The organism is Actinomadura sp. GTD37 (assembly GCF_041951365.1).
GTDB lineage: Bacteria > Actinomycetota > Actinomycetes > Streptosporangiales > Streptosporangiaceae > Spirillospora.
The window spans coordinates 168,240-192,195 of sequence record NZ_JBGNUS010000004.1; the positions used below are offsets into that span (position 1 = coordinate 168,240).

The window sequence follows — 23,956 nt, forward strand, 5'->3', positions numbered from 1 at the left end:
GGCGCCGGCCAGGAGGACGGCGGCGACGATCCCGTCCGTCCAGTAGTGGTTGGCCGTCACGACCACGACCAGCACCGTGACCGGCGCGTGCAGGGCGACGACCCACCGCCACCGGCTCCGCGACACCCGCACCACCGCGAACGCCACGAGCAGCGCCCACCCGATGTGGAGGGACGGCATCGCCGCGTACTGGTTGGCGATCCCGTCCGCCGCCGCCGGATACGCAGACGGCCCCACGGTCAGCATCGTGTCGACCGCCCCGATCCCGGCGAGCCGCGGCGGCGCGAGCGGATACACCATGTGCACCGCGAGCCCGGCCGCCGTCAGCGCCACCAGCTCGTTCCGCACCCTGGCGTAGGACGAACGGTGCCGCACGTAGAGCCAGATCAGCAGCAGCGCCGTCCCCGGAAAATGGACGGTCACGTAGTAGAGGTTGGCCAGAAAGGCGGTGTGCTCCCACCCCAGCGCCCATTGCTGGACGTCGACCTCGCTCGGCAGCCACGACCGCTCGAAGCCCCACAGCCACGCGGCGTTCGACATGGCCTCGCCGGGGCCCTGCTCGATCAGCGTCCGCCCCCACTTGTAGAACGCGAACAGGACCGCCAGCAGGCCCACCTCGGTGAGCAGCGGCCGTGCCCTGTTCCGCATCACTCCCAGTGCCGCCGTGCTCGCCATCGGTGCCCCTCCCCGTGCCGGTGTCCGTTCCATGACAACCTTCACGTCTGACAGTCCGGCGGGCACTGGGCCCAGCTCCATGAAACCGGAGGAAAGACCCAGCACCGGGGGTGGAGGTAACCCCACCCCTCCCGTAGATTCCGGGGCGTGATCACCGGGGAATGGCTCAATCCGCCCGCCGCCGTCGTCCGGGACGGCTCCGCGCTGCTCGTCACCGCCGCGAAGGGCAGCGACTTCTGGCGGACGACGTCCTACGGCTACGACCGCGACGGAGGCCACGCCCTCCTGTCGCCCTTCGGCCCGGAGGCCGCGCTGGAGGTCTCGTTCGTCGCCGACTACGACCGCCAGTTCGACCAGGCGGGCCTCCTCGTGCGCCTGAACGAGGAGATCTGGATCAAGGCGGGCGTCGAATACTGCGACGGTGCCCTGCAACTGGGCGCGGTGGTGACGAACGACGTCTCCGACTGGTCGTCGGCCCCCGTGCCCTGGGAGGGCCGCGAGGTGACGATCCGGGCCAGCCGGTCGGGCGACGCCGTCACGATCCGGGCGCGGGCCGGGTCCGGCCCCTGGCGGATGATCCGGCTCGCCCCCTTCCCGCCGGGCGTCGAGGCCGCGGCGGGCCCGTACTGCTGCGCGCCCGAGCGCGAGGGCCTGACGGTCCGCTTCACCGGCGCGGCCCCGGGCCCGCCGGACGACGTCCTGCACGCGTAGATACCCAAGCGCTTACTTGGTAAGCTCTCGCCGGGCACGGCGGGAGGAACGGCACATGGCGATCGAACCGGTCCTCGAGGAGCGCGCGGGATGCGGCCGGGGCGCGCGGCTGGCCGCCCGCCTGATGCGGTGGTTCATGCGCCCGCTCGTCGCGCACCTCCCGTGGAACCCGTTCACCCTCCGCTTCGCGCCGCTGCTCGACCTGGCCGCGGGCCTGATGGTCCCGCCGCGCGGCACCAAGGTCACCAAGGTCAAGGGCCTGGGCTGCGCGGCCGAATGGGTCCGCGGCCGCGGCGTCCCCGCCGGCTCCCGCCAGGCGATCCTCTACTTCCACGGCGGCGGCTTCGTCGCCTGCGGCCTGCGCACCCACCGCCGCATGATCGCCCGCATCTCCCAGGCCGCCGGCATGCCCGTCCTCTCGGTCGCCTACCGCATGCAGCCCCGCGTCCCCATCCAGACGTCCATCGACGACTGCGTCGACGCCTACCGGTGGCTTCTGCGGACCCACGAGCCGGACGACATCGTGATCGCGGGCGACTCCGCGGGCGGCTACCTGGCCTTCATGGCCCCGCTCCACGCCCTCCGCGACGGCCTGCCCCGTCCCGCCGGCATCGCCGCCCTGTCCCCGTTCACCGACCTGGACATCGACGTCAAGATCGCCCACGCCAACGCCGCGCTCGACCCGTTCATCCCGGCGCCGCGCATGCGGGACATGGTCCGCACCTGCTTCCCGGACGCCGAGCCGACCGACCCGTGGCTGTCTCCCGTCCACGCCGACCTCGCCGGCCTGCCCCCGACCCTCATCCACGCCGGCTCCGTCGAGGTCCTCCTCGCCGACGCCGAACTCATGGCCGAACGCCTCGGCGCCGCCGGCGTCCCGTGCACCCTCCAGATCTGGGAGGGGCAGGCGCACGTCTTCCAGGTCTTCGCCGACCTCTCCCGCGAGGGCCTGCTCGCCATCGCGGAGATAGGCGCCTTCGCCCGCCGCGCCACGACCGCCGGCGCCCGGGCCGCCTGACTCAGCCCTCGCCCGTGAAATGGTCGATCAACCGGGCGTAGCCGTCGCCGCCCCGCCCCTGCTCGACGGCCTTCCTGACGAGCGAGAGCGTGTATTCGGGAAGCTCGGCGTCGATCCCCCGACCCCGGCTCTCCCGCACGAGATCCTCGACGGACGGCAGGTGGTGCCGCAGCGCCCCGTACGGGGTCGCGTACCGGGCCTGATCGACCTCCGCCGCGATGGACGGCAGGAAACCCCAGAGCGCCGCCAGCGGGGCGTCGGCATGCTCAAGGAATCGCTTCAGTTCGATGCCCTCGTCCCGCAGCGCCGCGGCGGCGTGCAGCAACCCGTTGAGCAGGCCCCACATCGTCCCGTGCACGGCCATCCCGTAGAGCACCGCTGCGCCCGGGTCCTCCGAGACCAGCGGCGCATGCCCGCTGAGCAGTGCGAGCAGGGGCCGGTGGCGCTCGTACACGTCCGCCGCGCCGCCGTAGAAGACCGCGGCGTCCGGATGCCCGACCCCCGGCGCGATCGTCATGACCTGCCCGTGCAGGTACTCGGCGGCACGCTCGGCGACCCAGCCCGCCACCTCCCTGACCTCGGCGGACGTCCCGTCCGTGAGGTTGACGACCGTGCGTCCGGCGAGCACGTCGCCCGCCTCGTCCAGAACCTCCCGGGAGACGAGGGCGCCCTTCACGTTGACCACCACGGTCTCCGCCGCGCCGACGGCCTCCCGGACGGACGCGCCGCGGACCGCCCCCTTGGCCACCAGCGCCTCGTCCCTCCCGGGCGTGCGGTTCCACACGGTGGTCGGATGCCCGCCGTCCAGCAGCGCCCCCGCCAGCGCGGATCCCATCTCGCCCAGGCCGAGCACCGCGACCGCCGGCCGTCCGTCACCGATCACGGAAGTCATCAAGAACACTCCTTATCGCTCATGTCGCCGATCGGGCGGCCCACGCTAAGACCTCAACTCGACTTGAGGTCAACCCGTGGTGTTTTGCCGTATTTGGCCGCTGCTCGTCCCGCTCTTTGGCGAGGTTCGTGCGACGCTCGATAGCGCGTACCGACCGCCTGGAGGGCCGATGAAGGCGCTGCTGAACTCGCTGAACGAGCCCGAGACGGCCCTCGTCCGGGAGACCGAGACCGCCGAGCTCGCCCGCCTGGACGAGGACGATCTCGCGGATCTGCACACGCGGATCCGGCGGGCCCGCGACAAGTACAGCAAGCAGTACCGGCGGACCGCGAGCGCGCGGGTCGAGGAGCACGGCGGCCGCGGCAAGGCCCGCCCGAAGAACCAGCGGAACGCCCGGAAGGCCGAGGTCTTCGAGGACGCCCTGGCCCGCGTGAGCTGGCACCTGGCGAAGGCCGCCAGGCACGCCGCCTCCGAGCTGAAGGCCGAGCGCATCGCGGCCGCCAACCCGTCCCGCACCCTCCCGGCACAGCCCGGCGCTCCGGAACCGGAGTCGATGACCCCCCGGACCACGGCCCGCCGCAGGCCCACGAGTGCCGACCCGGCCCTCAACCGCCGCCACGCCGCCACCCGCGCCAAGGGCGCCCGCCGCCAAGCCCGCCGCGACAGCCGCTGAACCCGGGCGGTCGATGGCGTCGCCGATCTATCCGGGGGCGCGGTGACGACGTAAGCTCAACGCGATTCCGGATGCGGTTTCCGGACCAATCCGTCGTCCTGCCCGCCCCCTGCTCCGGGAGTAGCCATGCGCAAGGCGGTCGTCACCGGCAGCACTCGGGGAATCGGCTGCGCGCTCGCGCGCGAATTGGTCCGGCGCGGGCATTCCGTGGTCGTCTCGGGCCGCACCCAGGCGGCGGTGGACGAGACCACCGAGCGGCTGCGGAAGGACGCGCCCGACGGCGTCACGATCCACGGGCGCACCGTGGACGTCACCGACCCCGCGCAGGTCGAGGAGTTGTGGGACGCCGCGGTGGACGCGCTCGGCGGGGTCGACCTGTGGATCAACAACGCCGGTGTCGCGCACACCACCCGTCCCATCGTCGAGACCACGGCCGACGAAGTCCGCGCGATGGTCACGACGAACATGCTCGGCACCGTGTACGGCGCGCAGGTCGCGGTCCGCGGGATGCGCGCCGCCGGCGGCCAGGTCTTCAACGTCCTCGGCGGCGGCAGCGACGGCCGCGTCCGGCCGGGCATGGGCGTCTACTCGGCCACCAAGCGCGGCCTGGACTCCTTCACCCGCGCGCTGGTCAAGGAGGTCGCCGGCACCGGCGTCCGGGTCGGGCAGGTCAGCCCCGGCATCCTCATCACCGAGGGGTGGCTCCGGGAGGCCGCCGCAGCCCCGGACCAGGTGGCGGAGCAGCGCAGGATCCTCAACATCCTGTGCGACCACGTCGACGACGTCGCCCCCTACCTCGTCGACCGGATGCTCGCCAGCACCAGGAACGGCGACGCCATCGCCTGGCTCACCACCGGCCGCATGACCCGCAAATTCCTCAACCCCCGCAAACGCGACGTCCTCTCCCGGTACGGCCTGTGAACCCGCAAGGCGAGGAACCCGGTCCGCGCTGAACTGCGCGGGGTCTCAGGTGTGCCAGTGGCCTACCAGCTCGGCGTACAGGGGGCTGTGTTGGAGCAGTGTCTCGTGGGTGCCGTGGACGGCGGCCGGGCCGTCGAGGAGGAGGACGCGGTCGGCGCGTTCGGCGGAGCTGATGCGGTGGGCGATGACGATGAGGGTCCCGCCGCGTCCGGCGAGGGCCAGTTCGGCGCGGGCCTCGGCGGCGGGGTGCAGGTGGCTCGTCGCCTCGTCCAGGACGACGATCGCCGCGGGGGACAGGTAGGCGCGCGCCAGGGTGACGAGCTGCCGTTCGCCCTGGGAGAGGGAGGCGCCGCCCGGCGGGACGGCGGCGTCGTATCCGCCGAGGCGCTCCACCGTGTCCGCCAGCCCGACGGCGTCCACGGCCTCGTCCAGCCGGCTCGTGGCGGCGTGCGGGCACAGGTAGGCGAGGTTGTCGCGAAGCGTCGCGGCGAAGACGTAGCTCTCCTGCGGGACGAGGGCGACGGCCGACCTCAGCTGGGCGGGATCGACGCGGGCCAGCGGCACCCCGCCGAGCGTGACGCGCCCCCGCTGCGGCCGCAGCAGGCCGGTCAGCAGGTTCGCGAGCGTGGACTTGCCGGTGCCGCTGGGGCCGACCACCGCCAGGTGCGTGCCCTCCGGGACGTGCAGGGACAGGTCCGCGACGACGGGCGCGGCGTGCGGGGAGTAGGCGAAGGTGACGCGGTGGGCCTCGACGCCGAAGGAGGGAGCGGCGGCGGCCGGGGCGGGCGGGGCCGGCGCGGCGGGGACGTCGCAGATCCCGGCCAGCCGGCCGAGGATCACCGCGAGGCTCAGCAGCAGTGTGCCCCCGGCGTCCACCAGGACGGTCATGCCCGGCTGGAGCCCGGTGACGAGGTAGCCCGCCGCGCCCGCGACCTGCCCTGCGGTGAACCCGTGGTGCGCGGTCAGGTACGGGGACAGGGCGAGCAGCGCGAGCAGCGGGAGGTGCACGCCCAGCGCCAGCACGGGCAGCCGGACGAGGCGGGTGCGGGCGTACGCGCGCAGCGCCTCCGCCTGGGCGTCGATCACCGCGCCGACGGTGCGGGCCGCGCGCTCCTCGGCGGCGCACGCGGCGACGTCCCGGACGCCGTGCACGACCGCGGCGGCTGTCTCGCCGATCCGCTCGGCCTCCAGGATGACGGCCCGGTAGCGGCGGACCTGCAGCCCCACGAACGCCGCGAACACCCCGACGGCGAGCGCCACGGGGAGGCCGGCCGCCAGTGCCAGCGGAGGCGACAGCAGGGCCAGGCCGAGCAGCGCGGCGACCCCCGCCGACAGCAGTTGCCGGACGTTGCGCAGCGCCGTGCCGAGCAGCGCCCGGACGGCCTCGGCCTGCTCGGTGACCTGGGAGACCGCCGCGCCCGCCGCGCCGGACACCCCGTCGCTCATCCGGTGCAGCGCGGCGGCGACGACCTCCCGGACCAGGGAGTCGCGCAGCGGTTCGACGGCCGCGGCGAGCCACGGGTAGACGCGGCCGGTCGCGAACGCCCCGAGGGCGTACAGGGCGGCGAGGGCCGCGAGCCAGCCGAGCCCCTCCAGAGGACGGCCGGACAGGAACCCGTGGTCGACGGCGCGCGCCAGCAGCAGGCCCGAGGCGAACGCCGGCAGGCTCTCCAGGGCCGACCAGGCGGCGAGGCGCCGCAGCGCCGGCCACTGCCCCCGGATGTGGCGGTGCAGCAGGCGCGCGGCGGGCGGCGCCGTCATGCCCCCGCCCCCCGCTCGGCGGACGTCGCGGACGCTGCGGACGTCGCGGACGTCGCGGACGTCGCGGACGTCGCGGACGTCGCGAACACGGCGCGGTAGCCGGGGTCGTGCCACAGGTCCGCGTGGGGGGCGAGGGCCCGCACCCGGCCCCCGTCCAGCCAGGCCACGAGGTCGGCGCGGGCGGCGGTCGCCGGGCGGCGCGCCACCACCAGGCTGGTGCGGCCCGCGAGGATCCGCCGGAGCGCCCGGGTCACCTTCATCTCCGTGGCGGTGTCGAGGCTGCTGGTGGCGTCGTCCAGGACGACGACCCGGGCGTCGGTGAGGGCGGCCCGGGCCAGGCCGAGGCGCTGCAGTTCGCCGCCCGACAGCGGGGCGCGGTCGAGCGGGGTGTCGTACCCGTCCGGGAGCGCCTGGACGAAGGCGTCGGCGTCGGCGGCCCGCGCGGCGCGGCGGACCTCGGCGCGGGACGCGTCCGGGCGCGCGTAGGCGATCGTGTCGTGCACGGTGGCGCCGAGCAGCGCGGGCCGTTCGAAGGCGTAGGCGACGGCGCGCCGCAGCCGGGGGAGCGGGACGGCGGCCACCGGGACGCCGTCGAGTTCGACGGCCCCCTCGTCCGGGTCGAGCAGCCGCCCGATCGTGGACACGAGCACGCTCTTGCCCGTCCCGGATGCGCCCGCGACCGCGACGGTGGCGCCCGGCGGCACGTCGAGGTCGAGGCGGTCGAGGACGGTCCGGCCGCCGATCCGGACGGTGACGCCCCGCAGCCGGAGCCGTCCGGGGCCGTCCGGCAGCGGCGCCGGGCGGGCGGGCGGCCGCACCGCCGGGACGGCCGTCAGGATCTCGTCGATCCGCCCGGCGCCGACCTGGCAGTTGAGCAGCGCGACGAAGGTGTCGAAGAGGGACGCGGACGCGACGGCCATGGCGGCGTAGGACACGGCCGCCACGAGCTGCCCGGTGGTGATGTCGCCGGTGGCCAGCCGGATCCCGGCGACGCCGACCACCAGCAGCTGGGTGAGCGGGGCGAGCAGCGCGAGGCGCCGGCTCACCCGGCCCTGCGCCGCCCACGTCTCCCGTCCGGCGCCGCGCAGTTCGGGCAGCGGCGCGAGGATGCGGGCGGCCTCGGCCTCGGCGGTGCCGCTCGCCCGGATCGTCCGGATGCCCTGCCGGGCGTCCAGCAGCCGGGTCGCGATCGCGGCCTGGCACGCCTGGTAGCGCGCGAACGGCTCGGTCGCCCGGACGACGAAGACGCGCAGCGCCACCACCAGCGGCGGCACCCCGGCCGCGAACGCGGCGGCGAGCCACCAGTCGATCAGGGCGAGCGCGGTCACCGCGCCCGCGGTGGTCGCGACCGCGGCCGCGGCGGTCAGCAGCAGGACGGGGAAGGCCGCGGGCCCCGAGGCGCTCTCGGTGAGCCGCGACAGCACGTCCCCGGTGGGGAAGCGCCGCTGCCCCTGCGGGCCGAGCGCCAGCACCCGGCCGAGCAGCCGGTGCCGGAGCCACGCGGTGACGTCGCCGCCGATGTAGGCGCCGAGGACGTCCTCCCCGGTGTCGGCGAGGACCGCCGCCGCGAGGACGCACGCCAGCCGCGCCGTGGCGGCGCCGAGATGCTCCTGGGTGCGGGCGGCGTCGATGGCGCCGGCCAGCATGACCGGCGTGGCCAGCGTCGCGGCGACGCGGACGGCGGTGAGCGCCGCCAGCAGGCACATCCGCGGCCGGAACCGGCGCACGGCCTCGCGCAGCCGGCGCCGGCCCGCCGCGCGCAGGGCGGCGGGCGAGCCCGGCTCCGTCGGTGTCCGGACCACCCTGGTCGGCTCCGTCCGTCGTCGGGGCAGGTCGTCTAAACTCGTGGACGGGTCCGGTCACGGACCGGCTCTCGCCGGCCCGTGACCGGGGTTCTGCGGGGCCGGGGTCGATTCAGGGGTCCCGGAGTCCGCATGGGATCTGCGATGTCACATGCGCGAGACGGATGTCACGCGCACCAGATGGATGTCACGCGCACGAGATGCCGACGCACACCGTGTTCAGCAGCGTGAGCAGGCCGGCGCAGGCGCAGGTACCGCCGAGCTGGATGCCCTCGATCTCGATGGGGTCGGTCTCGGGCAGCTCCTGCAGAGCGGCCACGAGGTCGCCGTCGAACGTGTCCATGGGTTTCACCTCCTCTCCGGGTCTCGCAGGGAGGCCCGTTCCGCCGTGAGGCAGAAGCGGACCACCGCTTCGCGCAGGGCCGGGGGCCAGGCCTGGACGACGCCGTTGTGGCCGTCGTCGGCCTCGAGGTAGTCGAAGTCGACTCCCTCGGCCCTGCCGAGTTCGAGGAGGCGGGCGCGCAGCGCCCTGGACTGCGCCACCGGGACGACCTCGTCCCGGACGCCGTGGACGATCAGCAGCGGCGCGGTGAGCGCCGCGCACGCGCGCAGCACGTCGCGTCCGGCCGCCGGACCGCCGGCGGCGCCGCACCGGCTCAGCCGCGACACGCGCTCCCGGACGGCGCCGGGCGCGCCGCCGAGCAGCCCGGCGGCGGAGGTGAACGGCGCCAGCGCGACGCAGCCCGACCACAGCCGCGGGGCGCGGCAGGCCGCCAGCAGCCCCAGGTAGGCGCCGTAGCTGCCGCCGAGCACGACCGGGCCGGGCAGGCCGGCGGCGGCGCGGTCGCGTCCGATCGCCTCGGCCAGGTGGACGACGTCGTCGAGGTCGGGGCCGCCCCAGTCGCCGAGGACGGGCCGCAGGTGCCGCTCGCCGTAGCCGGTGCTGCCGCGCTGGTTCGGCGCGGCCACGGCGACGCCCGCGGCGGCCAGGTGCTGGAAGAGCGGCTCGAAGTCCAGCCGCCAGGCCGACAGGGGGCCGCCGTGCAGGGCGAGCACCAAGCGGCGGGCCCGCCGCCAGCCGGGGCCGCCGTAGACGATCGTCTCGATCGGCCCGGCCGGGCCGGGCAGTTCGACGGTTTCGGCGCCCGCCCAGCCGCCGCCCGCGCCGGGGCCGCCCGTGCCGGAGACGCCCGTGCCGGAGATGCCCGTGCCAGGCTCGTCCGAGCCGGGGACGTCCGGGGCCAGCCACCATTCGCCGCCGGGCGGCGGGGGCACCGCGGCGAGGGTCGGCGGCCGGTCGGGGGCGGCGAAGCGCAGATGGATCCGGCCGTCCGCGGCCCAGCGGGCGGGGGGCCACAGCATCCCGGCCGGCCCCGGGACCGGGGTGACGCGCTCCCATCCCGGCGTGTAGACCGCGAGGCGCTCCGCGGCGCCGCGCGTCTCCCGGACGAGCAGCGCCTGCCCGGCGGCGTCGAAGGCCAGCGGCGCCCGGGGATGCTCGGACCGGTTGAGCGCTTCGGGGAACCGCACGGTGCCCCCGCCGGGGAACCGCAGCCCGATCTGCCCGGTTCCGGGCTGCTGGGCCCCCGGCGAGGTCGTGGTGACGGCGAGGACGCCGGAGCGCGGGCTGCGGGCGGCGATCCGGTCGGTGGTGGTGTCGGAGACCGACCAGAGGCGCCGCCACGTGCCCTCGCGCAGATCGACGAGGATGCCCTGGGCGCGGTGCGCGGCGGTCGTGTGGTCGAGGGCGAGGGTGCGCCCGCCGTCCAGCCAGACCCCGCCGGACAGCACGCCCGGGATCCGCACGACCGGTTCCAGCGCGGACGCCCGCGGGCGCAGCCGCCAGATCCGGGAGTGCCGCTCGTCCTCGGCGGCGACGAGCACGATGGCGCCCGCCGGGCCGGGCGCGGCCAGCAGGAAGCCGGCGAGCATCGCCGGGACCGGCCACGAGCGGGTGATCCGCAGCCCCCGGCCGGACGGCTCCGCCGCGAGGACGGTCGCGTGCCCGGCCGGCTCCCCGGCCCCGTCCGCCGCGGGCCGCAGGACGAGGACGCGGCCGTCGTCGAGCGGCAGCACGCCGCAGCGCCGGTCGAGACCGCCGCCGGCGCGCTCCGCGGCGCTGCCGCTGAGCGTGGTCAGGGACGGGACGGGCCGCGCCAGGTCCCACCGCTCCAGCGTCACCTCGTCCTCGACGGCGCGCAGGCAGGCGGCCCACCCGCACCCCCCGGAGAAGGCGAACCCGAACCGGGTCGGCGCCGGCGGCAGGCCCTGCCGGACGGGTTCCCGCGCGGGCGCGCTCACGACGCGCGCTCCGCGCCGGCGCCCGCGGCGCCGGCGCCCGTGCCTGCGGTGCCCGTGCCTGCGGCGGCCGCGCCTCCGGCGAGGCCCTCGGGGACGTCGGCCGTCCACAGCCGCGGCGTGCCGTGCAGCATCCGCAGCAGGAAGCCCAGGATGCCGCTCATCCCGTCGCCCCAGGTCACCGAGACCTGCCCGAACTCGTCGGGGAACACCGCCGCGCCACTGCGCCGCGCCCGGCCGGCGAGGACGATCCGGGCGAGCCGCCAGGCGTCGTGCCGGTGGGCGCCGTCTCCGGTGAACGCCGCCATGTCGAGCAGGAAGTCCCCGTTGCCGGCGAGCCCGTGGCACTGCCCGAGGGGCGCGCGCCACCGGTGCTCCAGCACCGCCCGCGCCGCCTGCTCCGCGCCCCGGGTGAAACGCTCCTCCCCGGTGGCGTCGCCGAGTCGCAGGAGGAAGGCCCCGATCCCGGCGGCGCCGTGGCACCAGTACGGCGCCGTCGGCGCGTCGCCGGGACCGGCCCCCCACATCGCGGACCGTCCCGTGACGGTCGCCTCGTCCAGCAGGTCCTGCCCGGCCGCGGCGGCCAGCGCCAGAAGGTCGCCGCGGCCGGTCGCCCGCGCGCACGCGGTCAGGAAGTAGCCGACCCCGGCGACGCCGTGCGCGTAGCCGTGGTACCGCCGCCCGGCGAGCTTCGACTCGTACTGGGCGGGGGTGCTCCACGAGAGCCGGCCGGACCGCTCCTCGGCCGCGGCGGCGAGCGCGTCGGCCGCGGCGGCGGCGCGCTCGGCGTACCGGGCGTGCCCCGTGCGGGCCCACAGGTGCAGGGCGGCCAGCCCGATGCCGGACGTCCCGTGGGTGACGTCCGGGGTGTCGACGGCCGCGGGCAGCCGGTCGGCCACCGCGAGGGCGCCGTCCACGAGGGCGCCGTCGTCCAGCGCGAGTCCGGCGTCCAGCACCGCCCACGCCGCGCCGGCCGTGCCGAAGTAGAGCCCGGCGGGCCGTGCCGTGCCGTCGTCCAGCCGGGTGAGGATCCAGCCGGCGGCGCGGGCGATCGCCTCCGGGAGGCGGCGGTCGCCGGTCAGCTCGTAGCAGCGGACCAGCGCGCCCAGCGGCCCGGCCGCGCCGTGCTGGACGCTGCACGGGTCGGGCGCCCCGTGGACGCAGGACGCGGGCCACAGCGTGTCGGGGTTCCCGGCGTCCATGGTGTCGAGGAGGTGGTCGGTGATGCCGGAGACGGCCTCCCGGCTCTGCTCGCGCAGCCACCCGGACCGCAGGCGGGGCCGCGCGGCGGCGGCCCGGGGGCGGGTGCCCGGCCCGCCGTCCGCCGCCGCCGCGAGAGCCTCGCGCGCCTGCTCCAGGCCCCAGCGGTGCCGGGGCTCGTCGGCCGTCAGCCCGAGCAGCAGCGGGATCACCGGGGCGGGCACGTCCAGGCCCTGGGTGCGCGCGGTCAGCCACTCCGCGAGCCGTTCGGTCACGGGCCGCGCGGCGGGACGCTCGTCCAGGAAGTAGGGAGGCCCGCCGGTGAGGACGTGGCAGAGCGTCGCGCCGAGGGCGAAGCGGTCGGCCGCGGGGTCGGGGGCCGCGCCGCCCATCTGCTCGGGCGCCGCGTAGCCGGGGGTGCCCGCGCGCAGCGGGCCGTCCGGAGCGCCGGGCGTCACGGCCAGTTCCAGGTCGATGAGGACGGGCGTGCCGTCCGGGCGGACCATGACGTTGTTCGGGTTGAGGTCGCGCACGAGGAGCCCGGCGCCGTGCGCCTTGATCATCAGCTCGGTGAGCCGGGCGGCCGCCGCCAGGGCGGGCGCCAGGTGCGGGCCCCAGCCGCGGTCGGCGATCAGGTCGGACGTCCACTGCCCGAGCGTGGTCCCCGGGACCATCTCCTGCGCCAGGAACAGGTGGCCGCCCTGCGTGAACAGCAGGACCGGCCGCGGCGCCAGGCCCAGGTGCTCGACCGCCTCCAGCGCGCGGGCCTCGGCCCGGAGGCGGTCGCGGGCGTCGCTGCCGTCCTCGTCCGCCGCCACGTGCGGGCGCGCCTCCTTCAGGACCACGGGTTCGCCGGTCGCGGTGTCCACGGCGCGGTAGACGCCGCCCTTGTTGGTGTGCCGGATCGCCTCCCGGACGGCGAAACGCGTCCCGATCAGAATCTCGTTCCGGTGACCGCCGGCGCCGTTCCTGGGGGCGGCCGTCCGGTGGTCGGGAAAGGGGCACTCCGCCCAGGAGGGGGGCGTGTACCGGCCGACTCGCTGATCCTCGACCGGGTTGCCGTCCGGGTCGAGAATCATCCACGCGTAGAATCCGTCATTGGTTATCCGGCGCTCTTCGACGAACGCGCCGTAACGGTAATGGACGAGGCTGCCCGGCATGTAGGGGCGGTCCGACAGAATGCGCGGTCCGGGCAGGCCGGCCGTCGCCCGGTGCAGTTCCAGCGCCAGCCGGACGGCCTCGTCCTCGCCGGCCGGGTAGACGGTGATGAACTTGCCCGAATGGCCGCGGGAGGCGTTGCGCGCGTTCAGGGCCGCGACGTGGTCGACGGTGGCGGCGAACTTGAACGCCGAGCCGCCCGCCAGGAGCACCGGGAGCGAGCGGGCGAGCACCTCCGCCGCCGAGGCGGGGGTCGCGGAGACGTGCAGCTTCCATCCCTGGGCTGGGAGTTCGACGTTCTCGGGCACCACGTGGCACCAGACGGCGGCGCGGCGCACCCGCCAGCGCGCACCGTCCGGCGCCGCGGCCGTCGCCTGATCGAGAACCTCGGTCAGGCGGGTGTCGCCGTCCGCCGCGTGCGCGGCCCCGGAGAAGACGCTGAAATGGAAGTCCGCCATGGTGTTTCGTCGCTCTCTTTCATTCGCCGGCCGGATGTCCCGCCCTGTCGTGAATTCACTTGTCGAGCAATGGCATCCGGTAGATCGCCTTGGGTCTTCCGCCGAACGAGGACAAGTTAGCCACGAATCTGCCATGAACGCCAGGGTGGTTTCTCTGGGGAAATGTCCCCCACGCCGGTAGAGAAGTGTTACTCGCAGGGTCATGCCCGCGTGACTCGTGTGCCGCGAGTGCCGTCCGAGCGGCGCACCACCCGCCGATTAGGGAGTTTTGTCCACCTTGTCGGTGTCGCGGATCGGCGGCGACTTTGCCAATTCAGTGTCGAATAAGTTTCACCCCGGGTCATGGCCGATGACTGCCACAACTCCCCCTGGCAAGCCCCCGCCACGGTGTGCTATCCCAGCGAGGCCGGCGGGCGGTACGCCGAGCAGAACGGCCGTGATGCCGAGGCCACGGGCAACTGGGCGTTTCGCGGGGTTGGGCGGTCGCGTCGATGGCGGGGGGCGTCAGTCGCGGCGGCGCAGGACGCCCGTCGTCCTCTTGGTCTTCCGGTCGGACGCGTAGTAGACGATGTCGGCCTTGCCGTCCTTGCGCCGGGTGAGGGTGATGTCGCCGACGTCGCAGCCGGACTGCCCGTCAGGGAAGTCCGTCTCGATCACCAAAGCCTTTCCGGCGTAGGAGACCGGCACGGCCGTCCCGGCGCACCTGCCGTGCAGGTACCGGACTTCTCCGGCCTTCTTCCCCTCCTTGAGGGTCAGTTCGACGGCCCATGAACTGCGGTCGCCGTCCCGGTCCCGGACGGTGCCCTTCCACGTCCCCGCCAGGTCGCCGCGCACGGACGCCTCGGCCGACGGCCCGTCTGGGCGGCGCTCCTGCACCACGATGACGCCGATGATGAGCGCCCAGCACAGGGCGCTGATGAGCATGCAGCCGGCGTCGGCCCGGGGCCGCCGGCGCGGCCCGGAGGTGTACGTGCGCCGGCCGGGGACGTCCCGGCCGGGAGGGGGCGGTGCCGGTGCGTTCCCAGGGACGGCGGTGTCCCACGGGTCCGGCGCGCCGGGTCCGGCGGTCGCGGCGTCCCAGGGGTCCGGCGCGCTCGACCGTGTCGCGGCGGTGTCCCAGGGGTCCTCGACGGTCTCCTCGTCGGGCTCGCGCTCGGGCTCGGGCGCGCGGCGCGCGGCGTCGTACGAGGCGCGCCGCTTGAGCAGGACGTCCCGGGCCGCGTTGATGAGGCGGAGGCGCTCCTCGGCGCGGGCCTTGGCCGCCGGGTCGGTGATCCGATCGGGATGGTGGGCCGCCGCCAGCTCGCGCCAGGCCCGCTGGATCCGGTCGGGGGCCGCGTCCGGCGGTATGCTGAGGAGCTCGTACGCGTCGTTGCCGTCCAGTTCCCTGAAGGCGCCCGGCAAGGTCAGCGGCCGATCCGCCGCGCGACCGAGGCCCGGTAGCAGGTGAGGGACCAGTGCGCGGAGTCGTCGGTGTGCCCGGCCGGGATGAGTTTGGTGCCGGTCGCGAACGTCACGTCCTTCGCGCCCGCGAGGTAGAACACGAACGCGTCGAGCCGGTGGTCGTAGCCCTCGTAGTACCAGTTCTCGCGCAGGATCCTCTGCCCGGACGTGAACGGCGCCTGCAGCAGTTCCTGGGCCCCCGGCGGAAGGTTCCCGAGGATGCCCTTCGCCGACGTGCTGAGGCCGATGCCGGGCGGCGGAACCGCCGCGGCCGTGCCGAACGGCGCGGCGCGCGGCGGCGGCCGGTGGTCGATCTGGACGTGCCGCAGCGAGCCGGGCGCGAACTGGAACGAGGAGATCGCGTAGACCGGGCGGTGCTCGGTGTTCACCCGCGGCTCGGCGATGGACAGCCCGGCCTCGCCGAGCGTCACGGCGAAGCAGCGGCCGTCGCCGCTCGACTCGTCCTCCCGGGCGAACCAGTCGATGGGGGCGCCGGACAGTTCCGCGAGGCGCTGCCGGGTGCGGGCCCCGACCGCCGTCCAGCACTCCTCGCGCAGCCGGCTGCCGCCGAGGCGCATCTCGCCCGGCCGGTGGACGGGGGCGCCGCGCATCGCCGGCGCCGAGCCGTCCCGCCGCACGTCGGGATTGGCGGAACCGTACGGCACCATCGAGCCCATGCGCGTCCCCTGACCATTCGGCGACAGTCCTTGATCAGGTTAGTAGGGCGTGCGGCGGTCCGCCGGTGTCGCTTCGTTGATCGTTACCTTACGGTGCCGCTCCGGCTCGGCACCCTTCGCACGACGTCACTCCGGGCGGTGGCCTGCCGCTCCTTGTTCAGGAGACGATCGAGCCGACCGGGGTCGTCGGGCATTCGCGCACACCTCATGTTCGCCCGCGGGTTCCTGGTGACAGTGATTTCTACTGAACAGTGCGGACGAGCGGCGCGGCTACCAGAGGGCGGTGTCGACGGCCTCGGGGGAGAGGATGTTGGCGAGGACCATCGCGGCGCAGCCGGTCAGGCCCGCCTGTTCGCCGAGGCGGCTCGGCTCTATGCGCAAAGTGCGGGTCGCGAGGGCCGTGGAGCGCTGGTAGACGCTCTCACGCAGGCCCGCTATCAGGGGTTCGTCCGCGCCGACCAGGTCGCCGCCGAGGACGACCACGGCGGGGTTCAGGAGGTTGACGGCGGTGGCGACGACCTCGCCGATGCGGCGGCCGGCGTCGCGGAGGAGGGCGACGGTGGCGGGGTCGCCGGAGCGGGCCAGGGCGGCCAGGTCCGCCAGGTCGCCGGCGGGGGAGCGGGCCAGGAGGGCGGTGCCGCCCGCGATCGCCTCGACGCAGTTGACGTTGCCGCAGCGGCAGGGGGCCTCGACGGGCGAGGGGATCGGGACGTGGCCGATCTCGCCGGCCGCGCCCAGGGCGCCGCGCTGGATGCGGCCGCCCGAGATGAGGCCCGCGCCGATGCCCGTCGAGACCTTGACGAACAGGAGGTCGTCGACGCCCGGGTGGGCCTGGTGCTCGCCGAGCGCGGCGGCGTTGACCTCGTTGTCGAGGTAGGCGGGGACGCCGAAGCGGTCCGAGATGGGCGCGCCGATCTCGACGGCGTCCCAGCGGCCGGCGGCGTGCTCGACGGCGTCGGGGACGCCCAGGCCGACGCCCCGGATGGACGCCTCGTCGACGCCGGAGGAGGCGAGCAGGGACGCCCACTCGTCCAGGAGGCGGGGGAGGGTCTTGCCGGGCGACGTCTCCGCCGGGGGGCCGTCGGCGCGGGCGAGGATCGTCCCGGCGAGGTCGCAGACGGCGAGCTGGCCGCGCGACTGGCCGAGGTTGGCGACGACGACGGTGCCGCCGGCGGCGTTGAACTCCAGGCGCGCCGGGGGGCGTCCGCCGGTGGACGGCCCGTCGGCGCGCTCGACGACGAGGCCGCGGGCGATCAGGGACGCCACGCGGGACGCCACCGCCGGACGGGACAGGCCGGTGATGCGGCCCAGCTCGGCGCGGGTGGCGACGCCGTCCTCGCGGATCAGGCGCAGCATGTCGCCGACCGTGGAGGGACGCGCCGAGCTCCGCTCGTCCTTTGGACGGCGGTGGGTGGGGGCTGGAGGCCGGTGGGTGGGGGCTGGAGGCCGGTGGGTGACGGGGCGCGGCATCCGGCCAGTCAAGCACGCCACCATTCCGCCGTCCAGTTGGCTCAACATCCCGACTTTTGTCATCTAGAGTTCATAAGTCAGCTTGAACAGATGACCTATGTCTCGCTAGCTTGCGTACTAGACATCCCCCCTGGTCTGGAGCGTCCAATGGCCCTACATCCCGTGCTGGAGGCAGTCACCCGGCGCCTCGCCGAGCGGAGCGCCGGAACGCGCGGCGCGTACCTGAGCCGGATCCGGGACGCCCGGACGGAGGGCCCGGTGCGCACCGGCATGGGCTGCGCGAACCTCGCGCACGGGTTCGCGGCCTGCGGCGTCCAGGACAAGCTGTGGCTCAGGGGCGACGTCACGCCGAACATCGCGATCGTGTCCGCGTACAACGACATGCTGTCGGCGCACCAGCCGCTCCAGGACTACCCGGACATCCTCAAGGGCGCGATCCGCGCGGCGGGCGGGACGGCGCAGTTCGCCGGGGGCGTGCCCGCGATGTGCGACGGCATCACACAGGGCCGGGCCGGCATGGAGATGTCGCTGTTCAGCCGGGACGTGGTGGCGATGGCGACGGCCGTCGCGCTGTCGCACGACATGTTCGACGGCGCGCTGATGCTGGGGGTCTGCGACAAGATCGTCCCGGGGCTGGTGATCGGCGCGCTGTCGTTCGGGCACCTGCCGGTGATCCTGGTGCCCGCCGGGCCGATGGCGTCCGGGCTGCCGAACGGCGAGAAGGCGCAGGTCCGCAAGCGGTTCGCGGCCGGGGAGATCGGCCGCGAGCGGCTCCTCGCCGCCGAGGCCGCGTCCTACCACTCGCCCGGCACGTGCACCTTCTACGGGACGGCCAACTCCAACCAGATGCTGATGGAGGTCATGGGGCTGCACCTGCCGGGGGCCAGCTTCGTCCCGCCGGGCACGAAGCTGCGGGACGCGCTGACCGAGGCGGCCGGGCGGCGCATCCTGAAGCTGACGGACCTCGCCGGCGAGTACACCCCGATCGGCGAGCTGCTGGACGAGCGCGCGTTCGCCAACGGCGTCGTCGCCCTGCTCGCCACGGGCGGCTCCACCAACCACACGCTGCACCTGGTCGCGATGGCCGCCGCGGCGGGCATCGAGCTGACCTGGGACGACTTCGACGAGCTGTCCAAGGTGACGCCGCTGCTCACCCGCCTCTACCCGAACGGCACCGCCGACGTGAACCACTTCCACGCGGCGGGCGGCACCGCGTTCCTCATCGGCGAGCTGATCGACGCCGGGCTCCTGCACGAGGACGCGAGGACGGTCGGCGGCGCCACCCTCGCCGCGTACCGGAACGTCCCCGAGTTCGCCGGCGGCAGGGCCGAGTGGCGGAACACCGTCACCGAATCGGGCGACACGAGCGTCCTGCGTCCGGTGGCGGAGCCGTTCGACACGCACGGCGGCCTGCACACCGTGCGCGGCAACCTCGGGCGGGCGGTCGTCAAGGTGTCGGCCGTGCGGCCGGAGCACCGGCTCATCGAGGCCCCCGCCCGCGTGTTCGACTCGCAGGAGCGGCTCCAGGAAGCGTTCGCCGCCGGGGAACTGGACCGCGATGTGGTGGCGGTCGTCCGCAACCAGGGGCCGCGGGCGAACGGGATGCCGGAACTGCACCGGCTCACCCCGCCGCTGGGGGTCCTCCAGGACCGCGGCCACCGGGTCGCGCTCGTCACGGACGGTCGTATGTCGGGCGCCTCTGGGGCGGTGCCCGCCGCGATCCACGTGTCGCCGGAGGCGGCCGCGGGCGGCCCGCTCGCCCGCGTCCGCGACGGCGACATCGTCCGGCTGGACGCCGACCGGGGCGTCCTGGAGGTCCTCGTCCCGGACGAGGAGTTCGCCGCGCGCGAGCCCGAGTGCCGCGCCCCCGACCAGACCTACGGCGCGGGACGCGAGCTCTTCCAGGTGTTCCGCAACGCCGTGGGCCCGGCCGAGCGCGGCGCGGGGGTCCTCTCATGAGCGAAGCGAACCGGGGGGAGCGGGGGGTCGTCCCCCCACAGAAGACAGGTATGAGCGGAGCGATTCGGGACGGCGTCTGGCTGGTCGCCGACGTCGGCGGGACGAACGCGCGGTTCGCGCTGGTGGACGGCCCGGACGGCGCCCCGTCCGATGTCGGGTCCCTGCCGACCCGCGACTATCCGGGGCTCGCCGAGGCGGCCGCCGCGTACCTGGAGGGGACCGGCGCGCGCCCGTCCGCCGCGTGCCTGGCGGTGGCGGGCCCGGTCGGCGGCGGGACGTACCGGCTGACCAACGCGGGCTGGCCGCGGGGCGCCGTCGAGGCGGTGCGCGCCCACCTCGGCGTCCCCCACCTGGACGTCATCAACGACTTCGAGGCGCTCGCCCTCGCCCTCCCGCGGCTGGGCGGGCGCGACCTGGTCGTCGTCGGCGACCGGGCCCCGGCCGCCGACGCGGCCCTCGCGGTGGTCGGCCCCGGCACCGGCCTCGGCGTCGCGGGGCTCGTCCCGACGCCGTCCGGCTGGGTGCCGGTGCCGGGCGAGGGCGGCCAGGTCGACGTCCCGGCCGCCACCGGCCGGGAGATGGAGGTGACGCGGCTGCTGCGCGCGGAGAAGGGCGCGGCGACCGCCGAGTACCTGCTGTCGGGGGCCGGTCTGGCGCGCGTCCACCGCTACCTGGCGGCGCTCGACGGCGAACCCGCCGGGGAGCTGACCGCCCAGCAGATCTGCGAGCGCCGCGACGACCCGCGCTGCGACGAGGCGCTGCGCATGTTCTGCGCGCTGCTCGGTTCCCTCGCCGGCAACGTCGCCCTCACGCTCGGCGCCCGCGGCGGCGTCTACCTCGGCGGCGGGATCCTGCCGCGCATCGTGGACGTCCTGCACGACAGCGCGTTCCGCGCCCGCTTCGAGGGGAAGCCTCCCGTCGAGGACTACATGCGCGCCATCCCCACCGCGCTCATCGTCCACCCCGGCCCGGCCCTGGTCGGCGCCGCTGTCCGGCTCGCGCAGAGCCTGCCCGACGCACCGCCCGACGCCCGGCCCCACGCTCTGCCCGACGCACCGTCCGCAATGGAGACCGCATGATCGCCGAAGACCTGCTCGACCTCGCGCCCGTCATCCCCGTCGTGGTGCTGGACGACGCCGAGGCCGCCGTCCCGCTCGCCCGCGCCCTGGTCGAGGGCGGGCTCCCGGTGATCGAGGTGACGCTGCGCACCCCGTCCGCGGTGGAGGCGATCACCCGGATCGCCACAGAGGTCCCGGACGCGGTGGTCGGCGCGGGCACGGTCGTCCGGCCCGAGGACGCGGAGACGTCCGCCGCCGCGGGGGCGCGGTTCCTGGTCAGCCCCGGCTGCACGTCCCGCCTCCAGGCCGCCATGGTCGCGACCGGCCTGCCGTTCCTGCCGGGCGTCGCGACCGCGTCGGAGGCGATCGCGCTGCTGGAGGGCGGGATCACGGCGATGAAGTTCTTCCCCGCCGAGGCCGCCGGCGGGGCGCCGTACCTGAAGGCGCTCGGCGGGCCGCTGCCGGGGATCCGGTTCTGCCCGACCGGCGGCGTCAGCCGGGGGAACGCGGCCGACTACCTCGCGTTGCGGAACGTCGCCTGCGTCGGCGGCACATGGCTGACCCCGGCGGACGCCGTCCGCGACGGCGACTGGGACCGCATCCGCGAACTCGCCTCCGAAGCCGCGTCCCTGAGGTGATGTCACGCCCAGGGCGGGTATCCCGTCCCCTGGGCATGGACACGACATCGACGCTAGAGAAGCTGAGAAGGCAGCGGACCGTTCTGCTCACGTCCTACCGCAAGGACGGGACACCGGTCGGGACGCCCGTCAACGTCGTCGTGCGCGGAGACCACGCGTACTTCCGCACCTACGACAAGGCGTTCAAGACGAAGCGGCTGGCGCGCAACCCCGAGGTGAGGCTCGCACCGAGCACCTACCGGGGCAAGGTCACGGGCCCGGAGGTGCGCGGGCGAGTCCGCCTGCTCACCGAGGACGAGTCTCGGCCGATCCGCCGCCTGCTGGCCCGCAAGCACCCGTTCCAGCAGGGCTTCGCGGTCCCGCTCGTCCACAAGTTGAAGCACTACCGGACACTCCACTACGAGGTGACGCTCGACTAGCCGCACTGCGGGACGGGGCCTGCGGACGGTCAGCCCTGGCCGGTGGTGTGGGGGCAGGGCCCGGCGGTCAGGGGGCGGGCGCCCCCGTGGGGGATGAGGTCCATGCGCAGCCGCCCGCAGGCGCAGCGGGTCCAGACGACGACGCCGTCACTGGTGAGATGCCGGGAGACCAGCGTGTTCCGATTGCTCATGGCGACAAGTCTGCAACCGGACGAACGTTGCCGTCTATTTCAGATTTCCTCATGGAATCGTGCAATATGGTTGCATGATTGATCTGCGGCGGCTGCACATGCTCCGGCTCGTCCACCAGTACGGGACGGTGACGTCCGCGGCGGAGGCGCTGCACCTCACGCCGTCGGCGGTCTCCCACCAGCTGCGCGAGCTGGCGCGGGAGCTGAAGGTGCCGCTGCTGGAGCCGCAGGGGCGCAAGGTGCGGCTGACCCCGGCCGCGCACCTGCTGGTCGAGCACGCGGACGGGCTGCTGGCCAAGTGGGAGGAGACCCTCGCCGACCTGGAGTCGCACCGCGCCGGGGCCGTCGGCCCGCTGCGCATGTGCGGGTTCACGACGGCGGTCGGCGGGCTCGTCGCCCCGGCCGCCGGCGCCCTGCTGCGGGACGATCCGGGCCTGCGGGTCGAGATTCGCGAATGCGACACCGAGGTGGCCCTCGGGCTCCTCGCCGCCGGTGAGACCGACATCGCGGTCATCGAGCCCACCCCGGACGCGCCGCCGCCCGGCGACCCGCGCTTCGACCGCGCGCCGCTGCTGGAGGAGCTCTACGACCTGATCGTCCCGGCCGGGCACCCGCTCGCGCGGCGCGGCGGCGGCCTCCCCCGGGGAGACGACCGCCCGTACCCCGGCGTCCGGCTGGAGGACGCGGCGGACGAGACCTGGATCAGCGTCGCGCCCGAGGTGTGCGCCCACCACCAGCAGGTGCTGGCGTACTGCGCCGCCGCGGGTTTCACGCCCCGGTTCGCCCACCACGCCACCAGCTGGTCGGTGATCTGGGCGCTCGTGTCGAACGGCCTCGGCGTGTCGCTCGTGCCGCGGCTGGCGGGCGGGCCGTCCGACCAGCCGGTCGTCCGGGTCCCGCTGACCGGCGACGGCGTCCCGAAGCGGCGGGTGCTGACCTGCGTGCGGCGCGGCAGCCGCGACAACCCGCTGATCGCGCGCGGGCTCGGCGCCCTGCGCGACGCCGTGCCCGGCCGCTGCGCGCGGGCCGCCGCGTGAGCCGCCCGGCCGCGATCGCCCGCGGGACGTCCACGCGGGCGGCGCGGCGGGCCGGCCCCACCGCACGTAGGCCGGCCTCCTCGCCCGCGATACCGGCCCGCGCCGGCCGGGTCAGCCGCGGTGGTGGCGGGCCCGCCGCACCCCGAAGGCGAGCAGCACCGCGCGGACGACCCAGACGGCCAGCGCGATCTGCAGGACGGCGAGGAACCCCGCCCCCGGCCCGACCGTGAAGGCGAGCACCAGGAACACCCCGAGCAGCAGCGGGAACGCCGGGAAGGGCCCGTGCCGGTGGTGCCGGGCCATGTGCCGGTGACGGCGCTGCCACGCGGGGTGCCCCGGCCCGCCGAACACCGCCGGGCCGCCGAACGCAGGCCCGCCGAACATGAGCGGGGCGCCCGGGACGGCCGCCTTCTCCGGTTCGGGCAGCCCGGTCGGGGACGGCAGGTCCTCGACGAGGGCGCGCAGGTCGCCGCGCGTCTTCGCGGACAGCGCGGCGTCCAGGCGCCCGTCCAGCTCGCCGCGGTCCAGCCGCCCCTCGGCGAAGTGGTCGTGCAGCGCGACCATGACGGCGTCGCGCTCGGCGTCGCCGATGCGGATCTCGTCCTGACGTGCCATGTCTACTCCTCGTCGTCGTCGGCGGCCGTCGGCCCCGGGTCGTCGAGGTCGTCGGCCAGGATGCGGTAGAGGCTGCGCCGGGTCTCCGCGAGGACGTCCCGCGCCTGGGCGACCTGCTCGGACGACCCGGAGTGGACGATCTGCATCACCGCGGCTCCCGTCTGCGCGGCCTGCTTGAACAGCTCGGGAACGCCCTCGCCGAACTCGGGCGTCATCTCCGCCCACGGCTCGGCGAGCCGGTCGGCGTTCTCCGCGACGTGGGCGCGGCCCTCGTCGGTGAGGTGGAAGGTGCGCCGCCCGCCCGACTCGTCCCCGGCGATCAGGCCCTCGTCGGCGAGCTGCTGGAGCGCCGGGTAGACCGCGCCGGGGCTCGGCTTCCACGCCCCGTCGCTGCGCTCGTTGATCTCCTGGATGATCTGGTAGCCGTTGCGCGGCTCCTCGGCCAGCAGCACGAGGATCGCCGCGCGGACGTTCCCCTTGCGCGCCCTGCCGCCGGGGCCGCGCCCCCACGGACCGCCGCGCCCGCGCGCCCACGGGGGCCGCGGGCCGGGTCCGTGGCCGAATCCGCCGGGCGGCCCCCAGGGGGCGCCGCCGAACAGCGCGCCGAAGTTCGGGAGGTCGCCGCGCCCCCAGGGGCCGGGTCCGTGCCTGTGTCCCATGTTCTGCACCCGCCTTCTGTGATCGTCCGAGAGCTTCTGAGATCTCTCTATGATCCTTCGCGATACGACAACGATATATCGACAACGTACGGACGGGCCACCCGGTTCCCGGACATTTCGTCGATCGACCCCGCGCTTCACCAAGAGTGAACCGGGCATGATCTCCGATACCGGGCATCACAGTCTGATTTTGCGAATCTTGGGTACCACCCGGTCCGAGGGG

At 75.2% G+C, this 23,956-nt stretch carries 21 protein-coding genes and 1 pseudogene; 9 read left to right on the forward strand and 13 right to left on the reverse strand.

The window, feature by feature from the left end; translation table 11 throughout:
• Window positions 1-6: 6 nt before the first annotated feature.
• Window positions 7-756 (reverse strand): annotated as a pseudogene (locus ACA511_RS22435) (phosphatase PAP2 family protein); the annotation flags it as partial.
• Between the two features lie 66 nt (window positions 757-822).
• Here ACA511_RS22435 and ACA511_RS22440 point away from each other — a divergent pair.
• Together ACA511_RS22440 and ACA511_RS22445 are read left to right on the forward strand one after the other, a co-directional pair.
• A complete protein-coding gene (locus tag ACA511_RS22440) occupies window positions 823-1,386 on the forward strand; it encodes a DUF1349 domain-containing protein (protein ID WP_375026504.1) in 564 nt (187 codons plus the stop codon).
• 55 nt (window positions 1,387-1,441) lie between these two features.
• Window positions 1,442-2,404, forward strand: coding sequence for an alpha/beta hydrolase (locus ACA511_RS22445; RefSeq protein WP_375026506.1), 963 nt, complete (start codon window positions 1,442-1,444; stop codon window positions 2,402-2,404).
• Window position 2,405: 1 nt separating this feature from the next.
• Here ACA511_RS22445 and ACA511_RS22450 read toward each other — a convergent pair whose 3' ends face one another.
• Window positions 2,406-3,296 (reverse strand): NAD(P)-dependent oxidoreductase, encoded by an 891-nt coding sequence (locus ACA511_RS22450; protein WP_375026508.1) that lies wholly within the window; start codon window positions 3,294-3,296, stop codon window positions 2,406-2,408.
• A gap of 169 nt (window positions 3,297-3,465) precedes the next feature.
• Between ACA511_RS22450 and ACA511_RS22455 the strand changes: the two genes are divergently transcribed.
• Entirely contained in the window at window positions 3,466-3,969 is a 504-nt protein-coding gene (locus ACA511_RS22455) for a hypothetical protein (RefSeq protein ID WP_375026510.1), read from the forward strand.
• Window positions 3,970-4,095: 126 nt separating this feature from the next.
• Window positions 4,096-4,890, forward strand: coding sequence for an SDR family oxidoreductase (locus tag ACA511_RS22460; protein WP_375026512.1), 795 nt, complete (start codon window positions 4,096-4,098; stop codon window positions 4,888-4,890).
• Window positions 4,891-4,935: 45 nt separating this feature from the next.
• On the opposite strand, the gene ACA511_RS22465 is transcribed toward ACA511_RS22460, so the two are convergent.
• The 8 genes from ACA511_RS22465 to ACA511_RS22500 form a co-directional block, all read right to left on the reverse strand.
• The gene (locus tag ACA511_RS22465; RefSeq protein WP_375026514.1) at window positions 4,936-6,765 is read right to left on the reverse strand and encodes an ATP-binding cassette domain-containing protein; all 1,830 of its coding nucleotides are present in this window, start codon (window positions 6,763-6,765) and stop codon (window positions 4,936-4,938) included.
• Window positions 6,648-8,453 (reverse strand): ABC transporter ATP-binding protein, encoded by a 1,806-nt coding sequence (locus tag ACA511_RS22470; protein ID WP_375026516.1) that lies wholly within the window; start codon window positions 8,451-8,453, stop codon window positions 6,648-6,650. Before ACA511_RS22470 ends, ACA511_RS22465 begins: the two co-directional genes overlap by 118 nt.
• A gap of 187 nt (window positions 8,454-8,640) precedes the next feature.
• Window positions 8,641-8,796 (reverse strand): VenA family class IV lanthipeptide, encoded by a 156-nt coding sequence (locus tag ACA511_RS22475; protein WP_375026518.1) that lies wholly within the window; start codon window positions 8,794-8,796, stop codon window positions 8,641-8,643.
• Window positions 8,797-8,801: 5 nt separating this feature from the next.
• A complete protein-coding gene (locus ACA511_RS22480; RefSeq protein WP_375026519.1) occupies window positions 8,802-10,754 on the reverse strand; it encodes an alpha/beta hydrolase family protein in 1,953 nt (650 codons plus the stop codon).
• Window positions 10,751-13,567: a class IV lanthionine synthetase LanL gene (lanL, locus tag ACA511_RS22485; protein WP_375026521.1), complete on the reverse strand. Its 2,817-nt coding sequence runs from the start codon at window positions 13,565-13,567 to the stop codon at window positions 10,751-10,753. Before lanL ends, ACA511_RS22480 begins: the two co-directional genes overlap by 4 nt.
• Before the next feature lie 504 nt (window positions 13,568-14,071).
• The gene (locus ACA511_RS22490; protein WP_375026523.1) at window positions 14,072-14,971 is read right to left on the reverse strand and encodes a J domain-containing protein; all 900 of its coding nucleotides are present in this window, start codon (window positions 14,969-14,971) and stop codon (window positions 14,072-14,074) included.
• A 2-nt stretch (window positions 14,972-14,973) separates the two neighbouring features.
• On the reverse strand, window positions 14,974-15,687 hold the full coding sequence (locus tag ACA511_RS22495; protein ID WP_375026525.1) for a hypothetical protein: 714 nt from the start codon (window positions 15,685-15,687) through the stop codon (window positions 14,974-14,976).
• Window positions 15,688-15,957: 270 nt separating this feature from the next.
• A complete protein-coding gene (locus ACA511_RS22500; protein WP_375026527.1) occupies window positions 15,958-17,043 on the reverse strand; it encodes an ROK family transcriptional regulator in 1,086 nt (361 codons plus the stop codon).
• Between the two features lie 261 nt (window positions 17,044-17,304).
• On the opposite strand from ACA511_RS22500, the gene edd reads away from it, so the two are divergent.
• The 4 genes from edd to ACA511_RS22520 are packed head-to-tail and all read left to right on the forward strand — an operon-like array spanning window position 17,305 to window position 21,231.
• Window positions 17,305-19,116 carry a phosphogluconate dehydratase gene (gene edd / locus ACA511_RS22505; RefSeq protein WP_375026529.1) on the forward strand — a complete coding sequence of 604 codons (1,812 nt, stop codon included), beginning with the start codon at window positions 17,305-17,307 and terminating at the stop codon, window positions 19,114-19,116.
• Window positions 19,117-19,166: 50 nt separating this feature from the next.
• Window positions 19,167-20,195, forward strand: coding sequence for a glucokinase (glk, locus tag ACA511_RS22510; protein WP_375026531.1), 1,029 nt, complete (start codon window positions 19,167-19,169; stop codon window positions 20,193-20,195).
• Window positions 20,192-20,812 carry a bifunctional 4-hydroxy-2-oxoglutarate aldolase/2-dehydro-3-deoxy-phosphogluconate aldolase gene (gene eda, locus ACA511_RS22515; RefSeq protein WP_375026533.1) on the forward strand — a complete coding sequence of 207 codons (621 nt, stop codon included), beginning with the start codon at window positions 20,192-20,194 and terminating at the stop codon, window positions 20,810-20,812. The genes glk and eda overlap by 4 nt, the downstream gene beginning before the upstream one ends.
• Window positions 20,813-20,847: 35 nt before the next feature.
• On the forward strand, window positions 20,848-21,231 hold the full coding sequence (locus ACA511_RS22520) for a PPOX class F420-dependent oxidoreductase (protein WP_375026535.1): 384 nt from the start codon (window positions 20,848-20,850) through the stop codon (window positions 21,229-21,231).
• Window positions 21,232-21,260: 29 nt separating this feature from the next.
• Here the strand turns inward: ACA511_RS22520 and ACA511_RS22525 are convergent, their stop codons facing one another.
• Window positions 21,261-21,422, reverse strand: coding sequence for a hypothetical protein (locus tag ACA511_RS22525; protein WP_375026536.1), 162 nt, complete (start codon window positions 21,420-21,422; stop codon window positions 21,261-21,263).
• Window positions 21,423-21,496: 74 nt separating this feature from the next.
• Between ACA511_RS22525 and ACA511_RS22530 the strand changes: the two genes are divergently transcribed.
• Entirely contained in the window at window positions 21,497-22,459 is a 963-nt protein-coding gene (locus ACA511_RS22530) for a LysR family transcriptional regulator (RefSeq protein ID WP_375026538.1), read from the forward strand.
• A gap of 111 nt (window positions 22,460-22,570) precedes the next feature.
• Here the strand turns inward: ACA511_RS22530 and ACA511_RS22535 are convergent, their stop codons facing one another.
• Together ACA511_RS22535 and ACA511_RS22540 are read right to left on the reverse strand one after the other, a co-directional pair.
• A complete protein-coding gene (locus ACA511_RS22535) occupies window positions 22,571-23,074 on the reverse strand; it encodes a DUF1707 domain-containing protein (protein ID WP_375026540.1) in 504 nt (167 codons plus the stop codon).
• 2 nt (window positions 23,075-23,076) lie between these two features.
• Window positions 23,077-23,733, reverse strand: coding sequence for a PadR family transcriptional regulator (locus ACA511_RS22540; RefSeq protein ID WP_375026542.1), 657 nt, complete (start codon window positions 23,731-23,733; stop codon window positions 23,077-23,079).
• Window positions 23,734-23,956 lie beyond the last annotated feature (223 nt).

Coding starts and splice junctions, on each gene's coding strand:
- ACA511_RS22535 (WP_375026540.1), bottom strand. CDS start 23,074: ATGGCACGTCAGGACGAGATCCGCATCGGCGACGCCGAGCGCGACGCC.
- ACA511_RS22540 (WP_375026542.1), bottom strand. CDS start 23,733: ATGGGACACAGGCACGGACCCGGCCCCTGGGGGCGCGGCGACCTCCCG.
- eda (WP_375026533.1), top strand. CDS start 20,192: ATGATCGCCGAAGACCTGCTCGACCTCGCGCCCGTCATCCCCGTCGTG.
- ACA511_RS22520 (WP_375026535.1), top strand. CDS start 20,848: ATGGACACGACATCGACGCTAGAGAAGCTGAGAAGGCAGCGGACCGTT.
- lanL (WP_375026521.1), bottom strand. CDS start 13,567: ATGGCGGACTTCCATTTCAGCGTCTTCTCCGGGGCCGCGCACGCGGCG.
- ACA511_RS22455 (WP_375026510.1), top strand. CDS start 3,466: ATGAAGGCGCTGCTGAACTCGCTGAACGAGCCCGAGACGGCCCTCGTC.
- glk (WP_375026531.1), top strand. CDS start 19,167: ATGAGCGGAGCGATTCGGGACGGCGTCTGGCTGGTCGCCGACGTCGGC.
- ACA511_RS22450 (WP_375026508.1), bottom strand. CDS start 3,296: ATGACTTCCGTGATCGGTGACGGACGGCCGGCGGTCGCGGTGCTCGGC.
- ACA511_RS22525 (WP_375026536.1), bottom strand. CDS start 21,422: ATGAGCAATCGGAACACGCTGGTCTCCCGGCATCTCACCAGTGACGGC.
- ACA511_RS22460 (WP_375026512.1), top strand. CDS start 4,096: ATGCGCAAGGCGGTCGTCACCGGCAGCACTCGGGGAATCGGCTGCGCG.
- ACA511_RS22445 (WP_375026506.1), top strand. CDS start 1,442: ATGGCGATCGAACCGGTCCTCGAGGAGCGCGCGGGATGCGGCCGGGGC.
- ACA511_RS22500 (WP_375026527.1), bottom strand. CDS start 17,043: ATGCTGCGCCTGATCCGCGAGGACGGCGTCGCCACCCGCGCCGAGCTG.
- ACA511_RS22475 (WP_375026518.1), bottom strand. CDS start 8,796: ATGGACACGTTCGACGGCGACCTCGTGGCCGCTCTGCAGGAGCTGCCC.
- ACA511_RS22530 (WP_375026538.1), top strand. CDS start 21,497: ATGATTGATCTGCGGCGGCTGCACATGCTCCGGCTCGTCCACCAGTAC.
- ACA511_RS22495 (WP_375026525.1), bottom strand. CDS start 15,687: ATGGGCTCGATGGTGCCGTACGGTTCCGCCAATCCCGACGTGCGGCGG.
- edd (WP_375026529.1), top strand. CDS start 17,305: ATGGCCCTACATCCCGTGCTGGAGGCAGTCACCCGGCGCCTCGCCGAG.